Source organism: Mycolicibacterium confluentis, from assembly GCF_010729895.1.
Lineage (GTDB): Bacteria > Actinomycetota > Actinomycetes > Mycobacteriales > Mycobacteriaceae > Mycobacterium > Mycobacterium confluentis.
The window spans coordinates 2,923,157-2,944,965 of the sequence record NZ_AP022612.1; the positions used below are offsets into that span (position 1 = coordinate 2,923,157).

Sequence of the window (21,809 nt, forward strand, 5' to 3'; positions counted from 1 at the left end):
AGATGGTTTTGAAAGCGCATCGATGCCGCCAATGAAACCCGATTCAGCCGGACGGTGATGCATGACGCTTATTACCTCCGCAGTCGTCGGCAACTGGGCAATCCACGCGAGCGACCGACTCGTAAGCAAGAAGCGCTCGCCCAAAGCGACTCCTTCCGAACACGACCCACACAGCAACAAGACCGTGATTGTTTGCGCCCGAGGGTGCTGGATCGTGATGGGGTACACCGGACTTGCATACCTCGACGGCAAGCCGACCGACCAACTCATCGCAGAAGCAGTGAGCGGTTATGACGACCTGTCGGATTCGGCGTTTAGTTTCTGGCGTCCGCCGCCTGAACTGCACTATCGCGAGATCCGAAATCGAGTCGAGCAGAAGCTGCGGAGCGCCTACAGCAGGCTACCGAAAACGGTTGCAGCACAGTACGCAACGATCATTCTCGGCGTAGGTATCCAGCGTAAAGACGGCAGGGTTCACAAAGTAATGTTCCGAACCACTGTGCAAGGTGATTCCGCAACGAGCATTGAGCTAGGACCCGAAGTCGACGCTTTCAAAGCCTTCCGAATTAATGCCGTCGGCGTGGTTTACAGGCCGATCATCGACCGGGCACGGGACCGAATTCAGCAGCTCCGAGGCCGCCCCGAAACACTCGCTGACGCCGTTCGTGACATATTGAAAGATGCGGTTCTGGAGACTCATTCGCTCGCCCCTTCGTCTGTGGGTGAAGATGTGATGACCGTGATCCTCGACAACGGAAGCCGGAAGGTCCGCACGGCATTGCATATCGCCGATCCCGCGCGCCAGGCGGAGCTACACCGACAATCCATGGACCCCGGAGACGAGCAGTTCGGCCTGCTGTCAACGATTTCAACGCCGTTCGTGCTGACACCAGGCATGATCTACGGCCCATCAGTCGCCAATCCTGGGGGTTGGACAATGACCAATGGCATTACATTCGACTTCAGCGGGTTCAATGACGCCCCACCCCGCGGGCAACGCGGCGCATATTTTGGCGCGCAACCACGCAAAGCACGCCCTTAGTGCATTCAGGTACTTGTCAGATGCCACTCCGCTGGCTACGCACCAGCCGGAAAATCAACCAATCAGAGCAGTTAGAGCCACTTTCGAGTCGCTCTAACGCAACCGTTGGGCTATGCAATGGCTATCATGATTCAGAACTTTTTTGAAACATGTTCTGACCCAACTGTTTTCAAATCATGTCGTTCTCCCAGTCGTGCTGTCGTCATGACCTCCCCCGTGGCAGCGCTCGGCGTACCGGGTGAACGACGGCGCGGCCCGTGTCGCCGCGCTGCCGCTGCGCGCGCTCGGCGTTGCGCCGGTTGATCTCGGCGACGATCTCCGCACCTTCGAAGATCGTCATGCCCTGATTCATCCGCGACGGGTCGATGTACTCGTCTCCGGTCAGCGGGTTGACCGGCCCGCCAGATGACCCCGATTCGCCCGCCGTGTGGGCCGTGGTCACGCGTTCGTGGTCGTCAGGTGTCTCGGTGTGGTCGATCCGCGTGACATGGCGCGTGGCGACCCTCGCGGCGTATTCGTGCTCGGTCAGGATCTCGGCGTCGATCACGTCGGCAACCTCGGCGACGGCGACACCGTCGAGCGCGGGCGACTCTGCCAGGGCGGGTGGGTGGCCGTCTCGGGCCGCGCGATACGCGTCGCGTGACGTGGTTTCGAGCGGAGTGAACACTGCGTCCATCACCTGTTCCCACGGTTTCGCCGAAACCTCCACGCCAACAGTCGACTTCACACTGAGGCCGGCGCGGTCAAGCGCGGCCAGGACCGCCGACAGCGCGACCTGATCGGGCGCAGTCCCGTCCAATGCGATTCCCAGCAGACGCTGAACCAGAGCATCGGCGGCCTGCTCAAGTCGCCTGCGCGCGGCCTTTTGGACCTGCGGGGCCGATCCGCCGTGCGTGCGGCAGACGGTTGCGCCCGCAACCGGGTATTTCTGGCACGGCTTGCCGGTGCGGGAGCTTCGCGCACTGCACTTGACCGGCGCGACTTTCGTCGGTTTCCCGACCTGCGGTTTGGCTGCCTTCGATGGGTTGGCGGCTCCATAGGTGCCCGCGCGCATCGTCTTCGAACCCGTCTTGTTCTTCGCGTTCGCCTTGTACGCCTTGTTACTCATCTCGGCACTACTCCAATCTCATCGGTTGTTTGATCTCGTCTGTCTCTCGGGTTTGCTTGCTCGGCGTCACATATGTGCTCGCCTTCTCCCCGACGAGTGGAACGGTGGAACGTTCCACTCATCGCGTGCGCAACCCAGCTCGAAGGGCCATACCCGCGAATGAATGAATCTGTGTGACCTGGTGTTTTGGAATGGGTCGGTGGCGGTGTTCCGCGCGAAGGGTGGAACAGTTCCACCGTTCCACCCTTCGCGCGGGTACCGCCGCCGCCCGCCAGCGGAGTTTGCTGGACGTGCTCACACCAGCCATAGCCGTGCGCTTTCCTGGCCGTTGGTTGCCGTGAAATCTTCGCGTCGGACCATCCCGTTGCTGGCCGCGAACACAACGGCTTTATCGAAAACATCGCGGTTGCGATTTCCCCCCGCAAGAGCCTTGCGCAACTTCGACAGCGTTTGTCCGTCGTCGGCCTTGAGCGCTTCGCGAATCCGTTCGGACATTCGGAACACCCGCTGCCGATCTTCAGCGATCACGTCGGACTTGATGATCTCGCGTTCGCCTTCGGCGCGACCACGCGCCAGATTCAATTCTCGCGATTTCGACGCCAGTTCATCGCGCACCGCTTTGCGCGTGATGTTCGACATGGCCATCACGACCGCGGCGCGCTGCCAATCCGAGTCGGTGATCTCGTGGCGTCGGCCTTCCAACGCCATGAGCGCGGCAGCCACTTTCAACTGGACAAGCAGGCGATGCCCGTCGAGCGGATCGACGCCGCCGAGACCGCGCCGGATCGCGCGCTGAACGTCTCTGATCTCGCGCTCGGCAATGGCGGGAACCGTCAGAACGTCGAACTCTGCCGGATCGGCGGGAACCGCAAGATTGGCGTTACGGTCGATATCGGGATCGACCAACGCCGCCGAGTGGGTGCCGGAAGTGCCGTTTTCCCAACGGCCCAAATCGAGCACTGACGGTGCGTCGGGTTCCACATCGGGTAGATCGTGATCGACCGCCGAGAACCACACGAACCGCTGCGGCGTTCCGCCATCTGCATCATCGAAGATCGGCGTGGCCCGCAACGGCTGAACGCCGAGACTCAGACACAGCCGGTATCGGTTGTCTTGCAGAATGATCCGCTTGTCATCTCCTGCGTAGTCCTGACCGAGACGTTCCCCCGACCAGCCTTCGCGAAGGGCGCTCATGATGGTCGAACCGCTGCGGTTGCCGGTCGCGGCCAATGTGTCCACTTCGGGGATCTGCGCCAGAACTGACCATTGCTTGCCGACTTGCACCCATCCGCCACCGCCCGCAAGTTTCGACGGGTATGCGAAGCATTTCGCCAGCCCTTCGCCGCTGCCGGGTTTGGACGGTTGGTAGTTCGGTTCGATCCGCAACCAATCGGCGCTGGCGCGCATCGACGCCGACTTGCTTTCACCGCTTTTGCCGACCAGTGCGACGAAAAGATTCAGGCTGGCGTAGCTGCCAACGATGGGCGGCAAAACGACGTTCGGCGGAATCGACGCAACGACGCGCGCCAACGAGTTACCCAACATCGACATCGGCCCGACCAGCCGAGATTGCGCGAACTGGCGCAGGTCGGACAGTTGCGGCGACGACGACCAGAACGCGGCCAGATCAGACCGAATCGAGTCGAACGGATCGGCGTAGGTGTCGCGATTGACGCGCTGGCGGGTTTCGCTGGGGTCGGCGTTTTCGGCCTGTGCTGCCGCCCACCTAGCGATCCGGTCGAACTCTCCGGTCCCTTTCGTCTCCGGTTTGGCTTGGTAGAACGCGTATTTGAGGGCGTCATACGCGGTTTGGGCGCCGAATCGCCCGATCATGGATTCCCGAAAAGCCCACACCATGACTTTCGTCATCGTGTCGTGCCGGGACTCTCCACACCCCACCGCCGTGGCGAAACTCGTCAGATGACCTTGCAACCCGTGGGGTTGATCGGCGCGTATGTGTGCGCCGAGGAACGTGGTCAGTTCGGCCGGCGTATTCGGATCGTGGTTTCTCGCAGCGCTGGACAACAGACCGCGCAGCACATCGGGCAACGGCGGCAATTCGCCGAACTTGCGCCAGCGGTAGGAACCGCCTTTCGTGTCTGCGTCAGGGTGCGGTGTCGGCGCGAGAACGATCACGCCGTTGCTGCATCGGACTTGGCCCCATCTCCCGAACGCACCCGCTCCGTTTCCGAACTCGTCGGGCTTGCAAGCGAACACGTAGTGTGCCCGCGCATCCTTTCCACAGCCAGGTCGGCGCGTGGCGTGAACGGCGCCTGTCTGTAGTGCGTCCCAGACTTCGTCTGTCATGTCAGCGGGCTTATCGTCGAGATCCTCGTCCATGTCGAACGCGATCAGACCGGATCGGCCAACGTCGAGCGCGATACCCGCGTTGGGGTGGTCGAACCACCATTGCCGAATCTGGTCGGGATCATGGCTCGACTGGTCTTGCCATTTCTTGCCGAGAATCGAACCGGGATTCTTGATGTCATCAGCACTGGTCGGCACCAGGTACATCCCCGCCTCGGCGTAGTCCAGGGCGGCTTGGGCGGTGTCGAGGCCGCTCACGTCGGGGATCGCGGTCACAGCGTCGGCCTGGCCGTCGTCGGCGGGCATGGTGCCGCCGAAGATCGGAGACTCCGACACAAGCCGCAGGATGCGCTCCAGCTCTGCGTTGCTCGCCGCCCATCGCCGCGCCATCTCGCAGTCGAAGGCCAGGTCGTCGGCGTCGAGCGGAATCGGACCGGTCGCGATGATGTCGCGCGGATCAATTCGACCAATCGGGGGCAACCGAAAAATGCGTGTGCGCGTCACTGGCGAATTGTCGGCGGGTGCGTCTACTATATGCATTAGCTTTCACTTTCTCGGCAAAGGTGGCGGCTTGTTCTGCTCCCGGTGGTCTCCCATTCCTGATGGGGCCACCGGGAGCATTCTTTTGTGTGACATTACCCGCGCAATGCCGTTCAATTCGAATGCCGCGCGCTATTGTCGATAGGTCATCAACTCGACTGCGGTGACCCATACGGACCCCGGTCGTCCTGCTCTTCTGCGCGGCAGGTCGACCGGGGTTCGCCGGTGTGAGGACTCTAAATCGACTGTGCTGGTGTATAATTCGAGTTCTCGCCAAGATGGCAGGCGAACCGTTTTTTGTTTCGACATACCTGCTCGGTTTGGTCGGATCAATGGAAACGTCCCGAAAGTCCCGAAGTGGCGTTTGGGACGTTTTCCATTTCAGTCGACTACGTCGTCTGGATCGATGAACTTGGGTTTTGAAATCTCATGTTTGTTGCAGTAGAAATACCAGCAATCGCGGCATATTGACAGCCAGATCACAACGTCGCCGCGCACGTAAGGAACTGGAATTGCATTCGGCCAACCATCGAAATCTGGCCTGCTCAGCAGAAAGTCAAACTTGCCTTGATCGTGCAGTCGGCGCAACATCCCATTGCAGTAGGGTCCGTTGAACTGAAAATCGCAACTCGGTTCGCTGCGGACCTGTTCGGCGTAGTCGTTGAACTCGGCTTGTGACGTGATCGGCGTTCTCTCAAGCGGGAAGCTGGCACGGATCGCATAGACGCGCGTGTCGGGCGTACTACCAACTGACAGACTGGCGCTCTCGTCGGTGAAACCGACCGGCGTCAACCCGGGCCGCCCTGGCGGGCTTGCGAAGTTGCGATTGTAGGACTCGAATGCCCGATCAGCTTTCGTCCGAAGCTTGACGAACCTTTCGCCTGCAATCTCGACGGCAAGCGCGGCGCGGCCAACTCCGGCGAAGTAGTCAGCCACCCACCGATGCAGATTGACGGTTCCGGCCAAGATCTGATCGACCATAGCGTCAATCGCCGGATCGTCGCGCCCGAACGGATCTCGGTTTTCGTCCAACGCTGAGAACCGGGCGGCGAGGTCGGCACGCGTCGCTGCGTCGATCGATCGTCTGTTGTCATGGTTCATTTCTCGTAGCCTCCCGTGAGTGCGATTTCTGTGGCTTGTGTCATGGCTCGCCGTGCGTGTTCCCGCAGGTTGCGGTCGGCGGGAGCGAAGGCGTAAGAACGTCGCTCGATGTCTCGGCTCAGATCTGCCAAACGGATTTGTTCGTGAGCCAATACGTGGGTCAAATTGTGCTTCGCGCGCTCGGACCTTATTTCAGCGATCTTGTCGCCTACTCGGTTGAATTTGATTTCTCGATTCATGCGCTTTTGTCCGATTTTGAAATGAGACGAATGAGGTCGTCTCGGCGAAATCGAAGCAGCCGCTTGCCGACTCTGTGGGCCGGGATCAACCCATCACGGGCGTAGCGGCGTATCGAATCCTGGCTTACACCAACGAGTTTCGCGGCTTGCGCGGTAGACAGCATGCCTCCGACTGCATCGAGCCGCACGCGATCGCGTGACATGAGAAACGGGCACCTTTCATTACCGATGGCCTTGCGGCCCTCGCGCTAGCCTGGCGCGCTCAGGTGTCCGTTTCAGGGTCCAGAATATCACAATATGGACGCTATGCGGCGAACGCGGTTAATGCGGTGAGGAAAGTCGTGACATGTCGTACACGCTTATGCCTGCCGCGCTATATGCGGCGTAATATCAAGCCACACGCGCGACAATTGCGCCTGAAAGCGTGAGGTTCTGATAATGACCACGATTCTCGACTTCGCTGATTTCCCGTTGCTCGATGGCGTGCCCGTTCCGCCGATCTTCGGCGGCGAGGGCGGCCAGATGGGCATCGTCCCGGCGGGCGACGCACTGGCAACGCACACCGCTGACGGCGTGGATCTGAACACCATCTGGGCCGAACTGGTCGCGGGGTTCGACGCATGGAACCAGCACCGCACCGACCTGACCAGCCTCCTGTCGTTCCGGACCGTCGTCCCCGGCGAAGCGGTGCCACAGAACATTTCGTCGCCGAGCTTCGAACAGCTCACCGAGTTCGGCGTGCCCAACGCTGCCGGTGTGCCCAGTTCAGCGCTGGTGCTCGGATACGACTTCGGCGATTTCGGCCTGCGCTCGGCCTTCACCTGGCAGGCACTTCGGCGGATGACCGCCGAACAGGTCTATGCATCGATCAACGGCATCATGCACAGCGACAATCGACTGGTCACGGGAACGATCCTGAAGCGGCTGTTCGACCCGACGCAGAAGGTCAACGCCGAAGGCTATATGTGCCGGGGTCTCTACAACGCCGATGGCCAGTACGTGCCGCCCCACCTCGGAAATGAGTTCGACCCCGACACCACGACGCACTACTGGAAGTCCGGAGCAACGCAGCTCGACTCCGGCGACATCGAAGATGCGCTCAAGGCGATTCGCGCCAAGGGCTACGGAGTGGAAGCCACTTCGCAGATCCTCATCCTGGCCTCCCAGATCGAAAGCGAGCACATTCAGACCTTCCGTCAGGGCGAGGAGTCGCGCACTGGCGGGCCGATCGCCAAGCAATCGTTCATCCCGTCGAAGAAGGCCCCGGCCTATCTGCAACCCGACAACATCGTCGGTGAACCGATCGATGGCGATTTCCACGGCATCGAGTGCCTTGGTTCCTACGGACCGGCGTGGTTGGTCGAAACCGCGTTCATTCCCGCTGGCTACATCGCGGTGGTGGCGACTGGCGGCCCGAACTCGCAGAACAACGTCGTAGGGGTCAGAGAACATCCGATTGAGTCTTATCGCGGCTTGCTTGCAGTTCCCGGGAACACCGCCTATCCGATGACCGATTCGACCTACATCCGGTCATTCGGAGTAGGCGTGCGCCAGCGCGGCGCAGCGGTGGCGATCCAGATCGGCACCGGAACCACCTACACCCCGCCGACGATCACTCTGTAGCGGCTACAGGCCCCGAACGGGCGACTCGACCCCTGGGGCGCTTTCGGGGAACTGACGAAAACGAGGCAGCGATGAGTTTGGACAACGGGCGGGCGGCGATGACCACGGAAACGCTAAACGCGATTCACGACGCCAAGACGCGCAGCGACAGAGCGGGGGCATCCGAGTTCGGGCCGGGACTGTCGCGTAACCGTCAGGACGTCGCACCGTTGGTCAACCGAAACCACCGGCGCACCGCCAGCCCGCCACCGATCAAAGTCACGTCCGCGCGTCCGCACCCTGGCCGACCCCGGCCACGGCTGGCCGACTGACATCTAGACCACCAACCGACGATTTCCGAGGGCGACGACATGGCGAAAAAGGGCAAAGGCAAACGCCGGCCACGTGGCAAGTCTGGACGCTTCACCAAGAAGCGCTGACCGGGGGCGGATTGACAGCATGGCGACAAGACGCAACTACAAACGCGACCGAAAAGGCAGGTTCGCCTCCAAAGCGACCAAGGCAGCGCGCGTCAAACGGTCGCTACCGACACGCGTCGTGCGAGGCTCGGCACGTCAACATCTCCGCGTTGGCCGAGTGGGGCCTGGCGGCCAGTACGCCGGTTTCCGCGCTGGCGTCGAACTCAAACCGCGCAAGGGCAGCGCTCGGTACTACGTCGGCGTCAGCGCGGGCCGGAAGATCTCGTACTGACCAACGTGAATCACAAATCTCGCGGCGGGGGTTGATCGCCCAGCCACTCCATTCCTTGTTCCTCCATGAATTCGAAGACCCACTCGTTCGCGCTACGCACATCGTCTGCGATCGGCGAAACCGGATGCGGAGTGAAGAGCCAAACGAGTTCTTGTATCTGTTCCTCCGACAGGGGCGGGAGCAGCCGGACGGTAGGCATCTCACTGTCAGAGGCCCTAACCTCTCGGACGACGCCGCCTCGAACTCGGTTGTACTGCCTGAAATTCTTGAAGCAGTTGGTCGATACTTCGTCAGTACCCCAGATCCGCAGAGCGGTGACTACACCGTGGCCAAGGGTCCAAGATACCTGCGTGATCCCGAAGGGCTGGCCTCCCGGCGCTGCATATACCACTGGGCCTACTCCACACAGTGCGTGTCGGTGCTCGGGCAGCAATGACCGCCCGATGAAGACGCGCCACTCGGGTATGTCCTGATCCGCGTAGATCCTTGGCGGGTCGTCGGAGTGGACGAGGAACCGATTGTCGTAGTAAGCGCGCAGAAGAGCGACCTTGATTGCCCATCGCCGGAATACTCTCGGATCGCAACGATTGTCGTCGTTGTCGGGTTCGAAGACCCAAGGTTCGACGATCGAATCCAAGTCGTTCATCCACTCGTTGTTGCACTTCTCGCAGACGCGTTTCACCACGACCGAGAACAAGTCCTCAGATCTGTCGTAGACCATCGTGCCGTCCGCTTGGCTGAACCGTTGAAACTTTCGTTCGACCCCCGGCAGGCCTGTCATGTATTCGCCGGTTTCGAGCGTTTTCTTCCACGACGACCTGAAGACGTGCTCGCGTGTCACGGGCGAGTCACTGCCGCAGAACATGCAGATTGGGCGTTGTTGCGGTTTCCCTTTGTTCTTCTTGCTCATTTAGACGCTGCCGACACACGTTCCCATGCACTCGGCGGCCACCACCCATTGCTTGACGACCCGCCCGTTTGAGGCCTTGGTTCTGATGGTCTGTTGCACCGGGCCTCCGCACTGCTTGCACGGTTCGGCCCGCGTGACAACCCGATCACTAGTTGACATGGCCCGATTGTCTCGCCGGGCGTTGTGGTGGAGTGCAGACGACACGCGCGTTTCGGGAAACGACAGAATCAAGCTTTCGCCGAGATGACCGCGCGGGTCCGGCACGCCGAGCGCTTGTCGTTCTTTCGAGCAATCCACGACAGGAGTCCGACACGCCCCTTCGGCTGCACGCTCAGGTCACGACAATCTCGGCGTGCTCATCGGCCCATACCTTTGACAACTTCGTCAAGTTCGGCGGGATCGAATTTCAGCAACCGCGGTCCAACTCGGTGGGCCGGAACGATCTTTTTGTGAACGTAGCTGCGAAGCGTGTTCGTAGAAACGCCGATATATGCGGCAGCTTCGACCGTTGACAAAAAGCGAGAATTGGTTGGATTGACGGACACAACAAGCAGCCCTTTCGGGTGATTTGGCGTGCGATCTCGGCTCGCCAGCGAGGTCCGTTCCTCGTGCAACCTTAGTCTTATTGTTGCGCAATTGCCACTGGCGCATGCCATTGTTTCGCAGTGGTGATTAATGGCGGCAGTGGGTGGCTGTCGGCCCTGAATCGTGAGACTTACCGGGTTGTCGATGGCGCAGGCCGGTCGCCGCTACGCGGGGCCGTGCGTGCGCCTGGCGTGCCGTCATGGTAAGGCGCGTCGAGACCACCCCGCCATGGCGGAGGGTTGACGAGCGCGCGCCAGCAACCACGGTAAGAAAAGGGAGATCGCCCGTGGATAGCCCATCGGGCGATGCCAATCGGCAAAAAGCGCCGTTGACTTGCGTAAACAGATGGTGGTCCCGGCTGGTATCGAACCAGCGACCTTCCGCGTGTGAGGCGGACGCTCTCCCACTGAGCTACGAGACCGTCATTCGAAGGATTCGAACGAGGCAGAAGATTAGCACGCTTGTCTGCAGGTACCAGAATCCGCTGGTCAGCACAGGTCGATTGACCTTCCCCTCGGGCCGCCGACTCGCCACTCACCGCCGCGGGGAGTCCGCCACGCGGAGGACTCCGCTTGCCCCCCCCCCTGGGGGACCACCGCCCGACCGACAGTCCACCTTGACACCTGCTGCCGCCGCGCGGGTTCCGGGAGGGCGCTTGATGACGCCCCCTGGGCCGCGGATTCGCGGCGTCTCGGCCGAGACGCGCGCTCCTCTGAACGCACCAAATACCGCTGGTGAACAAGGGATTTGTGTCTGGGCGCCAACGTGCACTAATGTTCTGCATCGCACCGGGCGACGATCTCGCCCGAGGCACGCGGATGTAGCGCAGTTGGTAGCGCATCACCTTGCCAAGGTGAGGGTCGCGGGTTCGAATCCCGTCATCCGCTCGAAGGTGCAGTGGCATCAACCCCAGCGGTGGAGTGGCCGAGTGGTGAGGCAACGGCCTGCAAAGCCGTGCACACGGGTTCGATTCCCGTCTCCACCTCCGAGATTTACCCGGCGCGATTAGCTCAGCGGGAGAGCGCTTCCCTGACACGGAAGAGGTCACTGGTTCAATCCCAGTATCGCGCACCATACAACGTCAGGCCCGGTTTCGACCGGGCCTTCGTCGTCTCCGCACCACTTCCTTCTCCGTTGCGGCTCAACGGATCTCCGTTCGGTCGTTCCTGGCACTCCGCGCAACTCGACTGTTCCGCGGTCCTCGAATCCGGTGCCCGAGCCGGCCACGAGGTCACGGACGGTGCGCGAAACGAGGATCTCCCCGGCGCCGGCCAGGTTGACGATCCGCGCCGCGATGTGCACGGCGATTCCGGCGATGCGGTCATCCCGCAGTTCGCACTCCCCGGTGTGGATGCCCGCGTCGCGCAGAGCTCCTGAGCCCAACGGATGGCCTGTGTGTGTCGAGGGTGAGGAGATGACCGTCGCCAGCACTCTCCACCACCGTGCCGCCGAATCGGTGCGTGAGGTCGGTGGTGATCTCGTTGAACCGGTGCAGCACCGCACCCCACCGCTCGTCACCCGGGGTCCGCGGAGCCGGCCTCACCCCGGAGCGGCCGACGGACTCCCGATGAACTCGATGGCCGCGTTGATCGCGGGCCGGTGCCGCAGCACCCGGTAGTGCGCCAGACGGCCCAGGCCGCGCGTGGTGAACAGCGTCGACTCCGGCCACGTCTCGATGATCTGCTCGCTGGCCTCATAGGGCGCGTCGGGGTCGTCAGGGTCGTGCACCAGCAGCAGTGGCAGGTGTCCCGTGCGACTGGCCAGCACGGGGATGTCGGTCTCCAGCAGCGGCATCCCGATCCGGCGAGACAGCCTGCGGTGCAGCCCATCCCGGATCCGGGGGCCGAATCCGTGCCGTTCGGCGAACAGGTCCAGATAATGCGGGAAGTTCCCCATCGGGGCCAAGAACACCAGGCGTTCGACGGGCAGGCCCTGCGCGACCGCCAGGGCCGACGCCTTGGCGCCCAGGGAGTGCGCCACGATCGCCCGGGCGGGGCCGTGCTCACGCACCATGGCGTGGACCGCGTGCGTGCACTCGAGCAGTGTGGTCCGACCCGGGGCCAACTCCCCCGGCCCCGACTCGTTGTGGCTCGGCAGGTCGAAGGCGATGACTCGATGCCCCGCCTCGACGAGGGGCTTGACGAACACCCCCATGTGCGCGCGGAAACCGCCCCATCCGTGGACCAGATAGACCGGCGGCCCCTCACCCCACGCCTCGCCGACCACCAGGTGGCCGTCCCACGTCGCCTCGACCCGCGTTCCTGGCGGCACGCCGGGAGGCATCTTCAATGCCGAGTCCACCGTCGGCGGGGTGCACCACAGTTCGACGGCCCACCGTGACCCGATCACCGGCGCGAACCGTTCCAGCAGGCCGAACGCCCTGCGCACCTTCGGGTCGACAGGCTCCTCTATGCCCGACTGCTCCAGTTTCTCGCCCCCACCGGCAACCCGGTCCATCCTCGCCCCACCCTTCGATACGGTCGGCAGGCTGGCTCCCCCGCGCCTGCCCGACGCGTCGCTAACACTCAGGCACACCGCGGCCCTGGTCAACCCGACGTCAGAATCGCGTCAGAACCGATTGTGCACGCACTCATGGCCCTTGAGCGGACCGCGCCGCCACCGAAATCGACGTGAGGGCTGTAAATCGCGCCGAACCACGACCCTGGTGTCGATCTCGGAGACGCCATGACAGCCGGGTCGTCACAGCCCGGTGGAGGTGGCCCGGTGGGCGCCGGGCAGCGGTGGATCGCCCGGACACCAGTGCGTGCACGTGACACCCGGCGGACAGTTCCCGCCTTCATAACTGGGACCGAAAGCGGGGCCGGCCCCAGCGCCTCCCACGCCGAGCGCCGACCCCGGGCAGGTTCCCCCTGCCAGCACCGCGGCCATGAGCCATCGCGACGTCCGTGTCGCGGCCGCGTCCCCTCCCGTGCGCCAACGGATGAGTCCAGAGTCCCCCTCTCGGCGGCCTCACGGGCGGTATTGACTACACGTCCAGCATCCCCACAGGAGCCCTCGACATCGACGCCAGGGTTGTGAGTGCGGAGCCGGCTACGACCCTGGTGCAGAAACGGGCGGTCGCACCGAGCGGCGCGGGCGCAGCGCACCCCACAGCCCCACTCCGATACCGACCACGGCCCCACCCAGGCCGATCAGCTGCTGTCCCCGCTTGAGGTCGCCGTGCACGCTGAGACCGCCCAGCAGGTCGGCCGCGTCGGCGCCGCCAGAGGCCAGGAACCAGCCGCGGGTGTCGCGCCGGCGCAGCGCCGCCCCGATCAACAGGCCGCCGATGAGCGCGTCCCGGTACCCCATCGACCGGAGCAGCAGACGCGCCGACGGCCCCGGATCCTCGGGTTCACCCCAGAGCCTGTTGGCCCGCAGGGGGTCGATGAGGAAGGACGTTCCCGACGCAAGCCGGACGCCGCCAGCGATGAGCGCGGCACGGTCGATCGACATGTCCGCAGCCTAGGGATCAGCAGCGGGCGGGAAGGCCAAGTCGCAGAAATGAGCCATCTCAGAACGGCAACGGTCCGCTCACGCCACGGCCGCAGATAGCCCTGATATTTATGGCATAAGTCTCATTTCTGTGCGCCCAGCTAAGAAGACGGGCTAAAGAAAAACAGTTTTTACTCGAATCTGGTCACGTCCGACACCAGATCCCCCTTCGAGTTGGCACACCACCGTTGAACTGGTAGTTTTCTCGCTCGTCGTTGTTCAAATACGCGCAGAATTTGAATTTAAATTGCGCAGAAACATGTTGTTCACGCCATAAAAATTGGTAAACGTGACAGAGGGCACGTTTTTTGCGACCCCCAAAAGTGTGTTGTTAGCGTCCCTCTGCATGTTTGCTCTAGCCACTTTGTTGACACTCGTCAATCAGGTGTCGGGCACTCCGTACGTCTCCGGCGGTGACTCACCGCGGGGAACGGATTGCTCGGGCCTGGCCTCGTGGGTCGCCAACGCCGCGACGGGACGCCCCGTCTACGGCGATCGGTTCCACACCGGAAATCAGGAGCGGGCCCTACTGGCTCGCGGCTTCAAATACGGCACCGCGCCCAACGCTCTGGTGATCGGCTGGAACGGCGGCCACACCGCCGTGACGCTGCCGGACGGCACCCCGGTCTCCAGCGGCGAGGGCGGCGGAGTCAAGGTCGGTGGCGGCGGCGCCTACCAGAAGCAGTTCACCAAGCACATGTACCTGCCCGCGGAGCAGATGGCCGGCGCCGAGCCCGCGCCGATCGATCCGATGCTGCCCCCGCCCCCGCCGGAGCCGGTGATCGTCCAGGCCGACACCCTGATGCCGCCGCCCCCGCCGCCGGCACCCGAGCCGTTGCCGCCTCCTGGCCCCGAGGTGATCCCGGTCGACGCGATGCTTCCGCCGCCGCCGGCACCCGAGCTGCTGCCGCCTCCTGGCCCCGAGGTGATCCCGGTCGACGCGATGCTTCCGCCGCCGCCGGCACCCGAGCTGTTGCCGCCGCCCGGCCCCGAGTTCATCACCGCCGACAACAACATGGTGCCGCCTCCGGCGCCGGACGCCCCGCCGATCGGGGTCTGACCCCCTACCCGCGACGCCGCTCCAGTTCCGCCACCAGGCGGCCGACGGCGTCGCGGAGGTCGTCGGGCACCGCGACCGTCTGCAGACGCCCTGAGGCGCGCGGTTCCCGCGCCCCAGCGGTCATGCGCGCGGCCTTGGCGCGCCGCCGCCAGATCACCATGACGAACCCGCCGAGACCGGCGACGGCGATCAGGCCCACAGTGGCCAGGTGAAGTCCGCCGCCACCCTCGGCGGGTTCGTGCCGTGTCTCGGGTTGCCCCTCGGCGCTCGGCGTCGCCTCCGCCGACGTTCTGGTCTCGGGTGACGTCGAGCCCGGCTGCGAGTCGCCGCCCACGGCCAACACCACGATCAGCGAAACCACCAGCGTTGCCAGCAGCACTGCACTGCCGATCAGGAACAGCGTGATCGCGCGCAGCGGCGTGCGTGTCGCGTAATCGGTCGTTCGATACGAGAGCGGATTGACCGTCGGCGCGGCGCCCTCACCGGGCTGCGGCCGCGGCGCGGTGCCGATCACGGCCCCGCGCAACCTCTTCAACTCAGCGCGCAGAGACTTCTCGTCGTCGGCCCACAGCGCGTCATCCAGCCCATTGACGGCTTCTGCGACAGCGGGCCAGCGTTCGGGCGGCAGCGTCAGCCGCGGCAGCGAGGTCAACGTCACCGATGCCTCGTCGATGAGGGCCATCGGCAACTCGTCAGACACAAGGCGCGATCTTAGTCAGCCGCCCAGGCCCGCCTGTCAGGATCGAACCATGGCCGACCGCATCGAAGTCACCCGCACGATCGCCGCACCCGCCGCCGACATCTTCGCGCTGCTGTGCGACCCCCAGGGCCATGTGGCCATCGACTCCTCCGGGATGCTGCAGGACGCCGAGGGTGCGCCCGCGGCAGGCGTCGGCGACGAGTTCGTGGTGCACATGGATCGCGAGTCCCTCAACGACTTCCCCGAACTCGGGCGCTACGACGTCACGGTGCACATCACCGAGTTCGAGCGTGACCGACTGATCGCGTGGACGATCCTGGGGCAGATCAAACCGCAGATCGGCCATGTCTACGGCTACCGCCTGGACCCGCAGGCCGATTCCACGGTGGTGACGTCCTTCTATGACTGGTCCCAGATCGGTCAGACCTGGCGCGACGCGGGCATCTTCCCGGTGATCTCCGAGGGTGCGCTGCGCGCGACGTTGGGCGTGCTCGATCGCACTGTGCGGCGCGGATACCCACAGGCGTCAACTCGAGGTTGACGTACGCCTGGCGTCAACCTAGCGTTGACGACATGACCGCGCCCAGCTCCCTCAGCCAACCCGTCAGCCTCGACGCCCTGATTCGGGCCATCAAGTCGGTGCACGAGGACGCACTCGACCAGCTGACCGACGCCATGCTGGCCGCTGAACACCTCAGTGAGGTCGCCGACCACCTGATCGGTCACTTCGTCGACCAGGCGCGCCGTTCCGGTGCGTCCTGGACCGAGATCGGCAAGTGCATGGGCGTGACGAAGCAGGCCGCGCAGAAGCGCTTCGCCGCCAAGGGCGAGGCGCTGGACCCCAACGAGGGATTCCAGCGCTTCACACCAAGGGCCCGCAGTGCAGTCGTCGCCGCCCAGACCGCCGCGCAGGCCGCCCGCAGCCAGGAGATCACGACCGATCACCTGATCCTCGGTCTGCTGACCGACCCCGAAAGCCTTGCCGTCACGCTGTTGACCAAGGAGCGGATCGACCTCGACGCCCTGCGGGCCGCCGTCGAGTCGCCGCCCGGACCGGGCGAGGCCCTCGAACTGGTGCCCTTCAGCGCCGCCGCCAAGAAAGCCCTCGAACTGACCTTCCGCGAGGCGTTGCGCCTCGGCCACAACTACATCGGCACCGAGCACCTCGTGCTGGCCCTCCTCGAATGCGAGAACGACGCGGCGACGCCCGGTCCTCTGCATCGCGCCGGCGCCGACAAAGCACGGTTCGAGGCCGACCTGATCTCGGCGCTGTCGGCCCTGACAGGAACAAAACCAGACGATGCGTCGTAGACCTGGTCATGAAACTCGATCACAGCGCCCGGGCCCTCATCGGCGACGGTGCCAACGCGACACTCGTGACCCTCAACCCCGACGGCAGCCCGCAGGTCAGTGTCGTCTGGGTGGCTCTGGAGTCCACGCCCGACGGCGACGAACTGGTCTCCGCTCATCTCGCCGTCTACCAGAAGATCCGCAACATCAGGCGAGACCCCCGGGTCGCGGTCACCATCATCTCTGACACCGCCGGCCCCGGAATGCGGCCTTACCTCGCGATCACCGGCACCGCCCATATCGTCGAAGGAGGGGCTCCCGAACTGCTGACGAAACTGTCGGCGGTCCTGACGCCCGGCAGCGGATTTCCCCCGCCGGGATCACCTCCCGGCTACCTGACCCGAATCCGCATCGAGAAGGTGGGCGGGATCGGCCCCTGGGCCGCCTAAACGCAGACTCCCGACGCCGCCGACGCGGGGTGTGCCATCATGCCAGGCATGCGTCGTTGGTTCACCACCCTGCTGACAGTCGTCGCGACTCTCGCGTTGAGCGGCATCACCGTCGGCGCGATGCCGACCGCGGTTGCGGCCGACAGCCCGATCGGTCGACTCGGCGACACGTTGCGGGTCCAGGACGGCGACCTGATCGCCGACGTCACGGTGTTGAGCCTGGAGCCCTCCGAGGTCCCGCCCGGGTTCGGCTATCCCCCGCGCCCGCCGCGCCAGCAGGTGTGGAAGGCCAAGGTCGCCGTCCAGGCCGTGCAGGTGCCCAATCCGTACGCCATGGCGGTGTCGTTTCAGTTCAGCGGTGTGACGCCGACGGGCGACGCCTATCAGCCGCGCAACAGCGACGCTCCCGAGGCTCTGCAGTACGGACTGCAGAACGCGCCGCAGGGATCGGCAGTGGGCGGTTTCGTGTACTGGGACTGCTACCGCGACCTGGTGTCCAACATCGTCCTGACGAACAAGAAGACCGGCCAGCGGCTGGCACAGTGGAACGTCTGAGTTGGACCAGCGGGTAACCGTCACTGCTGCCACGGATTCCGATCTCGACGAGCTGGCTGCCGTTGCAGCACAGACCTTTCCGTTGGCCTGCCCGCCCGCGGTGTCGCACGAGAACGTCGCGGCGTTCATCGCGCAGAATCTGACGGCGGACCGGTTCGCCACCTACCTTCGCGACCCGGAGCGCGCGGTGCTGATCGCAACGGTCGATGGCCGAATCGTCGGCTACGCCATGATGATTCGTGGTGTTCCCGACGATCCGGTGGTTCAGGAGGCCGTCACCGTACGGCCCGCCGTGGAGCTGTCGAAGATGTACGTGCTGCCCGACGCGCACGGCTCAGCGGTGGCCGCGGAACTGATGACCGCAGCCGTGCAGCGTGCCACTGAGGACGGCGCCGCCGCGGTGTGGCTCGGGGTGAACCAGAACAACCGACGGGCACAGCGCTTCTACGCCAAGCACGGCTTCAGCGTCAGCGGCACCAAGACGTTTCTGCTCGGCACGCATCTCGAGAACGACTACGTGATGCTGCGGGTGCTGGCATAGCTTCACGGGCCGTCCAATGCCCGCCGACGGTCCGCATTTGTACGCCAAATACGGCTGGGGTCCCCCCGCGTGCAGGGGCGTCACCGTACAAACACGGCCCGTTGCGGGGTTAGTTCCTAGCCCAATTCCATGCCGGCTGCGGTCAACGCCAACAACCGCGAGGTCGCGCGCAGATACTTCTTCCGGTAACCGCCGGCCAGCATCTCCTCGCTGAAGATGGTGTCCAGCTTCTCACCCGAGGCCACCACCGGGATGCCCGCGTCGTAGAGGCGGTCGGTCAGCGACACCAGGCGCAGTGCCACGTTCTGGTCGTCGAGGGCGTGCACACCGGTGATGAACACGGCCTCCACATCCTCGATCAGCGTCAGGTAGCGCGACGGGTGCATGGTCGCCAGATGCGCACACAGCGCGTCGAACTCGTCCAACGTCGCACCGGGGACCCGACCGGCACGCTCGGCGACCTCATCGTCGGTCAGGGGCTCAGGCGCGGGAGGCAGGCCACGGTGCCGGTAGTCGGGGCCCTCGATGCGCACGGTCGTGAAGATCTGCGACAGCGTGTTGATCTCGCGCAGGAAGTCCTGGGCGGCGAACCGGCCCTCGCCCAACTGCTCGGGCAGCGTGTTCGACGTCGCCGCGATGGACACGCCGCGCTCCACCAACTGCGACAGCATGCGCGAGACCAGCGTCGTGTTGCCGGGGTCGTCGAGTTCGAACTCGTCGATGCAGACCACGACGTAGTCGGCCAACAGGTCGATGCACTCGGTGAACCCGAACACCCCCGCCAACTGCGTGAGCTCGCCGAAGGTCGCGAACGCCGCCTTCCCCGCGTCGGCCCCCGCGAGCGTGAAGTACGTCGACGCCAACAGGTGCGTCTTGCCCACGCCGAACCCACCGTCGAGATAGATGCCGACACCGGGCAGCACCTCGCGCTTGCCGAACATCTTCTTCTTGCCGGCCCGGCGCGCGACCGCGTTGGTGCAGAAGTCCCGGCATGCCACCACGGCGGCCGCCTGACTCGGTTCGGCGGGATCAGGACGGTAGCTGTCGAAGCTGACGTCGGTGAACGTCGGCGGCGGAACCAACTGAGCGATCAACCGTTCTGGCGACACCGTCGGATGCCGGTCGACGAGATGGGGGGCGAGCATGGCAGGAACTGTAGCGACGTGCTGCAATCGAACTCATGGCCGAACCCGACGCTGGGACGCAACTCACACTGCTCGACGGTGCCGGCCCGGTCGGAGAAGAGCGCCTGGCGCAGTTGTACGCCTACCCGCCGGAGCTGACCCGCTGCTGGGTCCGATCCAACTTCATCGCCAGCCTCGACGGGGGCGCGACGGCCGGCGGGAAGTCCGGGGACCTGGGTGGGCCCGGCGACCGCGCCCTGTTCACCCTGATGCGCGGGAACGCCGACGTGGTGGTCGTCGGCGCCGGAACCGTCCGCGTCGAGAACTACGGCGGCGTGCAGTTGTCCGTCGCCGCCCGCCAGGCCCGACAGGCGCGCGGGCAGGCCGAGGTCCCTCCGATCGCGGTCGTCTCGAGGTCGGGTCAGCTGGACCGCGACATGAAGGTGTTCACTCACACTGAGGTGCCGCCGCTGATCCTCACGTGCGGCTCCGCCCTGGCTGCCACCACCACACGGCTCGGGGACGTCGCGACCGTCATCGACTGCTCCAACTCCGACCCAGACCAGGTCGACCTGAGGTTCGCGCTGGCCGCGCTCGCCGGCCGCGGGCTGCTGCGTGTGCTGACCGAAGGCGGCCCCCTGCTGCACGACACGTTGATCGCGGCGGGCCTGCTTGATGAAATCTGCCTGTCCATCGCCCCGGCGCTGGTCGGTGGAGCTGCGCACCGCATCGCGAGCGGCCCAGACGAGACGCGGATGCCGATGCGCCGGGCCCACCTGCTTGCCGACGACTCCGGATTTCTGTACACGCGCTACGTGCGGGAAGCATGAGTCGGGTGATGTGCTCGCTACTCTTGGCGGCATGAGTCGGCAGGCCCAGTTCGCCACGCTCCTTGTCGCGGCGACAACACTTCTGGCGGGCTGCGCCCCCATCATCGGCGCCGACCCGCGCTACGCCACCGACCGGAGCCACGGCGACCACGACGCCGCACCCACCAGCGAGGCACCTTCGGGACCGGCTCCGATCGCGGCCCCGAAGGCCGATCTGGCCTGGCAGGACTGCACCGACCGGGTCTTCGGCGACGCCGGGGTGCGCGGCGCTCCCGGGGTGACGCTCGAATGCGCCGACTATGACGCAGACCTCGACCCGATCAACGGTGCCACCGGGTCCCTGCGTATCGGCGTGGTGCGGGCACGGTCGGAGGAGACACCGGCCGACGCCGGGCCTGTCGTCTTCACCAGCGGCACCGACATGGCCAGTTCGCATCAACTGCCGGTCTGGGTGACCGGCGCGGGCGCCGACATCCTCAAGACGAACCCCGTCGTCGCCGTTGACCGTCGCGGACTCGGCACGTCCAGCGCGGTCGACTGCCGCGACCTGTACGACCGTCAGGAGATGCGCGATCAGGCGCAGTTCGAACCGGGCGACGATCCCGTGGCCAACCTGGGGGCCGTCACGCTGACGGCAACGACCTCGTGCACCGACATCATCGCGCCCGGCGACTCGGCCTACGACAGCGCGCACGCCGCCGAGGATCTGGAACGGCTGCGCAGCATCTGGGACGTCCCGGCACTGGCACTCGTCGGTGTCGGCAACGGCGCGCAGATCGCGATGGCCTACGCCGGCTCACACCCCGACAAGGTCTCGCGCCTGGTCCTGGACTCACCACTGCCCCCTGCCATCAGCGCCGAGGCCACGGCCGAACAGCGGGTGAAGGGACAGCAGGCCGCACTCGACGCCTTCGCGGCCCAATGCGCGGCCGTGAACTGCCCGTTGGGCCCCGACGCCAAAGCCGCGGTCGGCTCGCTCTTGTCGGCCGCGCGGAACGGCAACGGCCCGGGCGGGGCCTCGGTCGCGGCGCTGACCAACGCAATCGTTTTCGCGCTGGGCTTTCCCGACGGCGACCGCATCGCCTCCACCAACGCGCTGGCCCGGACGCTGGCCGAGGCGCGCTCGGGTGACGCCGGACCGCTGCTTGACCTGATCGGTCGCGCCGAGGCGCTTCGCGACACCGACGGGCAGTTCATCAACCGCTGCAGCGACTCGCTGAACCGGCCGACCCCGGACCGGGTCCGCGAACTCGTCGTCGCCTGGCCCAAGCTGTACCCGCAGTTCGGCGTCGTCGGCGCGCTCGATCTCGTGAAGTGCCTGAACTGGCCCAGCGGATCCGCACCGCAGGACCCCAAGAACCTCAAGATCGACGTGCTGCTGCTCGGGGTGCAGAACGACCCGATCGTGGGCTCGGAGGGCGTGGCCGCGACCGCGGCGACGATCATCAACGCCGGCGCCACCAGCAAACGCGTGATGTGGCAGGGCATCGGGCACGGTGCGAGCATCTACTCGACCTGCGCGGTGCCGCCACTGCTGTCCTACCTCGACAGCGGCAGGGCGCCGTCGACGGACACGTACTGCCCCGCCTGATACGCCCCTCGTGCGCTCCGGTGTAGGTT

The 21,809-nt window shown here is 64.8% G+C and carries 21 protein-coding genes and 4 tRNA genes; 13 read left to right on the top strand and 12 right to left on the bottom strand.

The genetic code is table 11. The annotated features are described in order from the left end of the window. The first annotated feature begins 61 nt into the window (after nucleotides 1–61). Entirely contained in the window at nucleotides 62–1,042 is a 981-nt protein-coding gene (locus tag G6N34_RS13525; protein ID WP_133057773.1) for a hypothetical protein, read from the top strand. A 202-nt stretch (nucleotides 1,043–1,244) separates the two neighbouring features. Here the strand turns inward: G6N34_RS13525 and G6N34_RS13530 are convergent, their stop codons facing one another. The 4 genes from G6N34_RS13530 to G6N34_RS13545 all read right to left on the bottom strand — a co-directional run bounded on the left by G6N34_RS13530 (nucleotide 1,245) and on the right by G6N34_RS13545 (nucleotide 6,540). Next, on the bottom strand, nucleotides 1,245–2,150 hold the full coding sequence (locus G6N34_RS13530; RefSeq protein ID WP_085152515.1) for an HGGxSTG domain-containing protein: 906 nt from the start codon (nucleotides 2,148–2,150) through the stop codon (nucleotides 1,245–1,247). A 294-nt stretch (nucleotides 2,151–2,444) separates the two neighbouring features. Further along, nucleotides 2,445–4,961, bottom strand: a complete 2,517-nt coding sequence (locus G6N34_RS13535) for a bifunctional DNA primase/polymerase (RefSeq protein WP_163645393.1) — start codon at nucleotides 4,959–4,961, stop codon at nucleotides 2,445–2,447. A 417-nt stretch (nucleotides 4,962–5,378) separates the two neighbouring features. Then, nucleotides 5,379–6,098, bottom strand: a complete 720-nt coding sequence (locus G6N34_RS13540; protein WP_085152517.1) for a hypothetical protein — start codon at nucleotides 6,096–6,098, stop codon at nucleotides 5,379–5,381. 235 nt (nucleotides 6,099–6,333) lie between these two features. Next, nucleotides 6,334–6,540, bottom strand: coding sequence for a helix-turn-helix domain-containing protein (locus G6N34_RS13545; RefSeq protein WP_085152518.1), 207 nt, complete (start codon nucleotides 6,538–6,540; stop codon nucleotides 6,334–6,336). Between the two features lie 235 nt (nucleotides 6,541–6,775). Between G6N34_RS13545 and G6N34_RS13550 the strand changes: the two genes are divergently transcribed. Then, on the top strand, nucleotides 6,776–7,960 hold the full coding sequence (locus tag G6N34_RS13550) for a hypothetical protein (protein ID WP_234812931.1): 1,185 nt from the start codon (nucleotides 6,776–6,778) through the stop codon (nucleotides 7,958–7,960). A gap of 700 nt (nucleotides 7,961–8,660) precedes the next feature. On the opposite strand, the gene G6N34_RS13555 is transcribed toward G6N34_RS13550, so the two are convergent. The 3 genes from G6N34_RS13555 to G6N34_RS13565 all read right to left on the bottom strand — a co-directional run bounded on the left by G6N34_RS13555 (nucleotide 8,661) and on the right by G6N34_RS13565 (nucleotide 10,566). After that, on the bottom strand, nucleotides 8,661–9,560 hold the full coding sequence (locus G6N34_RS13555) for a hypothetical protein (RefSeq protein WP_133057774.1): 900 nt from the start codon (nucleotides 9,558–9,560) through the stop codon (nucleotides 8,661–8,663). Nucleotides 9,561–9,916: 356 nt separating this feature from the next. Further along, entirely contained in the window at nucleotides 9,917–10,216 is a 300-nt protein-coding gene (locus G6N34_RS28485) for a helix-turn-helix domain-containing protein (RefSeq protein ID WP_085152520.1), read from the bottom strand. A 275-nt stretch (nucleotides 10,217–10,491) separates the two neighbouring features. Next, nucleotides 10,492–10,566, bottom strand: a tRNA-Val gene (locus G6N34_RS13565). 393 nt (nucleotides 10,567–10,959) lie between these two features. Between G6N34_RS13565 and G6N34_RS13570 the strand changes: the two genes are divergently transcribed. The 3 genes from G6N34_RS13570 (at nucleotide 10,960) to G6N34_RS13580 (ending at nucleotide 11,219) form a co-directional block, all read left to right on the top strand. Then, nucleotides 10,960–11,032 (top strand) — tRNA-Gly (locus tag G6N34_RS13570). Nucleotides 11,033–11,059: 27 nt separating this feature from the next. Then, a tRNA-Cys gene (locus G6N34_RS13575) sits at nucleotides 11,060–11,130 on the top strand. Between the two features lie 14 nt (nucleotides 11,131–11,144). Then, nucleotides 11,145–11,219 (top strand) — tRNA-Val (locus G6N34_RS13580). Here the strand turns inward: G6N34_RS13580 and G6N34_RS13585 are convergent. The 3 genes from G6N34_RS13585 to G6N34_RS13595 form a co-directional block, all read right to left on the bottom strand. Further along, nucleotides 11,190–11,576, bottom strand: coding sequence for a nucleotidyl cyclase domain-containing protein (locus G6N34_RS13585; RefSeq protein WP_407663229.1), 387 nt, complete (start codon nucleotides 11,574–11,576; stop codon nucleotides 11,190–11,192). The two genes, G6N34_RS13580 and G6N34_RS13585, sit on opposite strands and share 30 nt — an antisense overlap. A 108-nt stretch (nucleotides 11,577–11,684) precedes the next feature. Beyond that, nucleotides 11,685–12,602: an alpha/beta fold hydrolase gene (locus G6N34_RS13590; protein ID WP_085152521.1), complete on the bottom strand. Its 918-nt coding sequence runs from the start codon at nucleotides 12,600–12,602 to the stop codon at nucleotides 11,685–11,687. A gap of 594 nt (nucleotides 12,603–13,196) precedes the next feature. After that, nucleotides 13,197–13,601, bottom strand: a complete 405-nt coding sequence (locus G6N34_RS13595) for a DUF4267 domain-containing protein (protein WP_085152522.1) — start codon at nucleotides 13,599–13,601, stop codon at nucleotides 13,197–13,199. Between the two features lie 385 nt (nucleotides 13,602–13,986). Between G6N34_RS13595 and G6N34_RS28490 the strand changes: the two genes are divergently transcribed. Beyond that, nucleotides 13,987–14,700 carry a C40 family peptidase gene (locus tag G6N34_RS28490; RefSeq protein ID WP_234812932.1) on the top strand — a complete coding sequence of 238 codons (714 nt, stop codon included), beginning with the start codon at nucleotides 13,987–13,989 and terminating at the stop codon, nucleotides 14,698–14,700. A gap of 4 nt (nucleotides 14,701–14,704) precedes the next feature. Here G6N34_RS28490 and G6N34_RS13605 read toward each other — a convergent pair whose 3' ends face one another. Beyond that, the gene (locus G6N34_RS13605; protein WP_085152523.1) at nucleotides 14,705–15,400 is read right to left on the bottom strand and encodes a CATRA system-associated protein; all 696 of its coding nucleotides are present in this window, start codon (nucleotides 15,398–15,400) and stop codon (nucleotides 14,705–14,707) included. 49 nt (nucleotides 15,401–15,449) lie between these two features. Here G6N34_RS13605 and G6N34_RS13610 point away from each other — a divergent pair, with 49 nt between their 5' ends. The 5 genes from G6N34_RS13610 to G6N34_RS13630 are packed head-to-tail and all read left to right on the top strand — an operon-like array spanning nucleotide 15,450 to nucleotide 18,235. Next, nucleotides 15,450–15,941, top strand: a complete 492-nt coding sequence (locus G6N34_RS13610; protein ID WP_085152524.1) for an SRPBCC family protein — start codon at nucleotides 15,450–15,452, stop codon at nucleotides 15,939–15,941. A 32-nt stretch (nucleotides 15,942–15,973) separates the two neighbouring features. Further along, nucleotides 15,974–16,711, top strand: coding sequence for a Clp protease N-terminal domain-containing protein (locus G6N34_RS13615; RefSeq protein WP_085152525.1), 738 nt, complete (start codon nucleotides 15,974–15,976; stop codon nucleotides 16,709–16,711). Nucleotides 16,712–16,719: 8 nt separating this feature from the next. Then, nucleotides 16,720–17,139, top strand: a complete 420-nt coding sequence (locus G6N34_RS13620; RefSeq protein WP_085152526.1) for a TIGR03618 family F420-dependent PPOX class oxidoreductase — start codon at nucleotides 16,720–16,722, stop codon at nucleotides 17,137–17,139. Nucleotides 17,140–17,187: 48 nt separating this feature from the next. Beyond that, complete coding sequence (locus G6N34_RS13625; protein ID WP_085152527.1) at nucleotides 17,188–17,694, top strand: DUF1942 domain-containing protein; 507 nt, start codon at nucleotides 17,188–17,190, stop codon at nucleotides 17,692–17,694. A 1-nt stretch (nucleotide 17,695) separates the two neighbouring features. Beyond that, nucleotides 17,696–18,235, top strand: a complete 540-nt coding sequence (locus G6N34_RS13630) for a GNAT family N-acetyltransferase (RefSeq protein ID WP_085152528.1) — start codon at nucleotides 17,696–17,698, stop codon at nucleotides 18,233–18,235. Nucleotides 18,236–18,351: 116 nt separating this feature from the next. Here the strand turns inward: G6N34_RS13630 and zapE are convergent, their stop codons facing one another. Continuing rightward, a complete protein-coding gene (zapE, locus tag G6N34_RS13635) occupies nucleotides 18,352–19,380 on the bottom strand; it encodes a cell division protein ZapE (protein WP_085152529.1) in 1,029 nt (342 codons plus the stop codon). A 35-nt stretch (nucleotides 19,381–19,415) separates the two neighbouring features. On the opposite strand from zapE, the gene G6N34_RS13640 reads away from it, so the two are divergent. Beyond that, nucleotides 19,416–20,189: a pyrimidine reductase family protein gene (locus tag G6N34_RS13640; RefSeq protein WP_085152530.1), complete on the top strand. Its 774-nt coding sequence runs from the start codon at nucleotides 19,416–19,418 to the stop codon at nucleotides 20,187–20,189. Between the two features lie 31 nt (nucleotides 20,190–20,220). Then, entirely contained in the window at nucleotides 20,221–21,780 is a 1,560-nt protein-coding gene (locus G6N34_RS13645) for an alpha/beta fold hydrolase (RefSeq protein ID WP_085152531.1), read from the top strand. Nucleotides 21,781–21,809 lie beyond the last annotated feature (29 nt).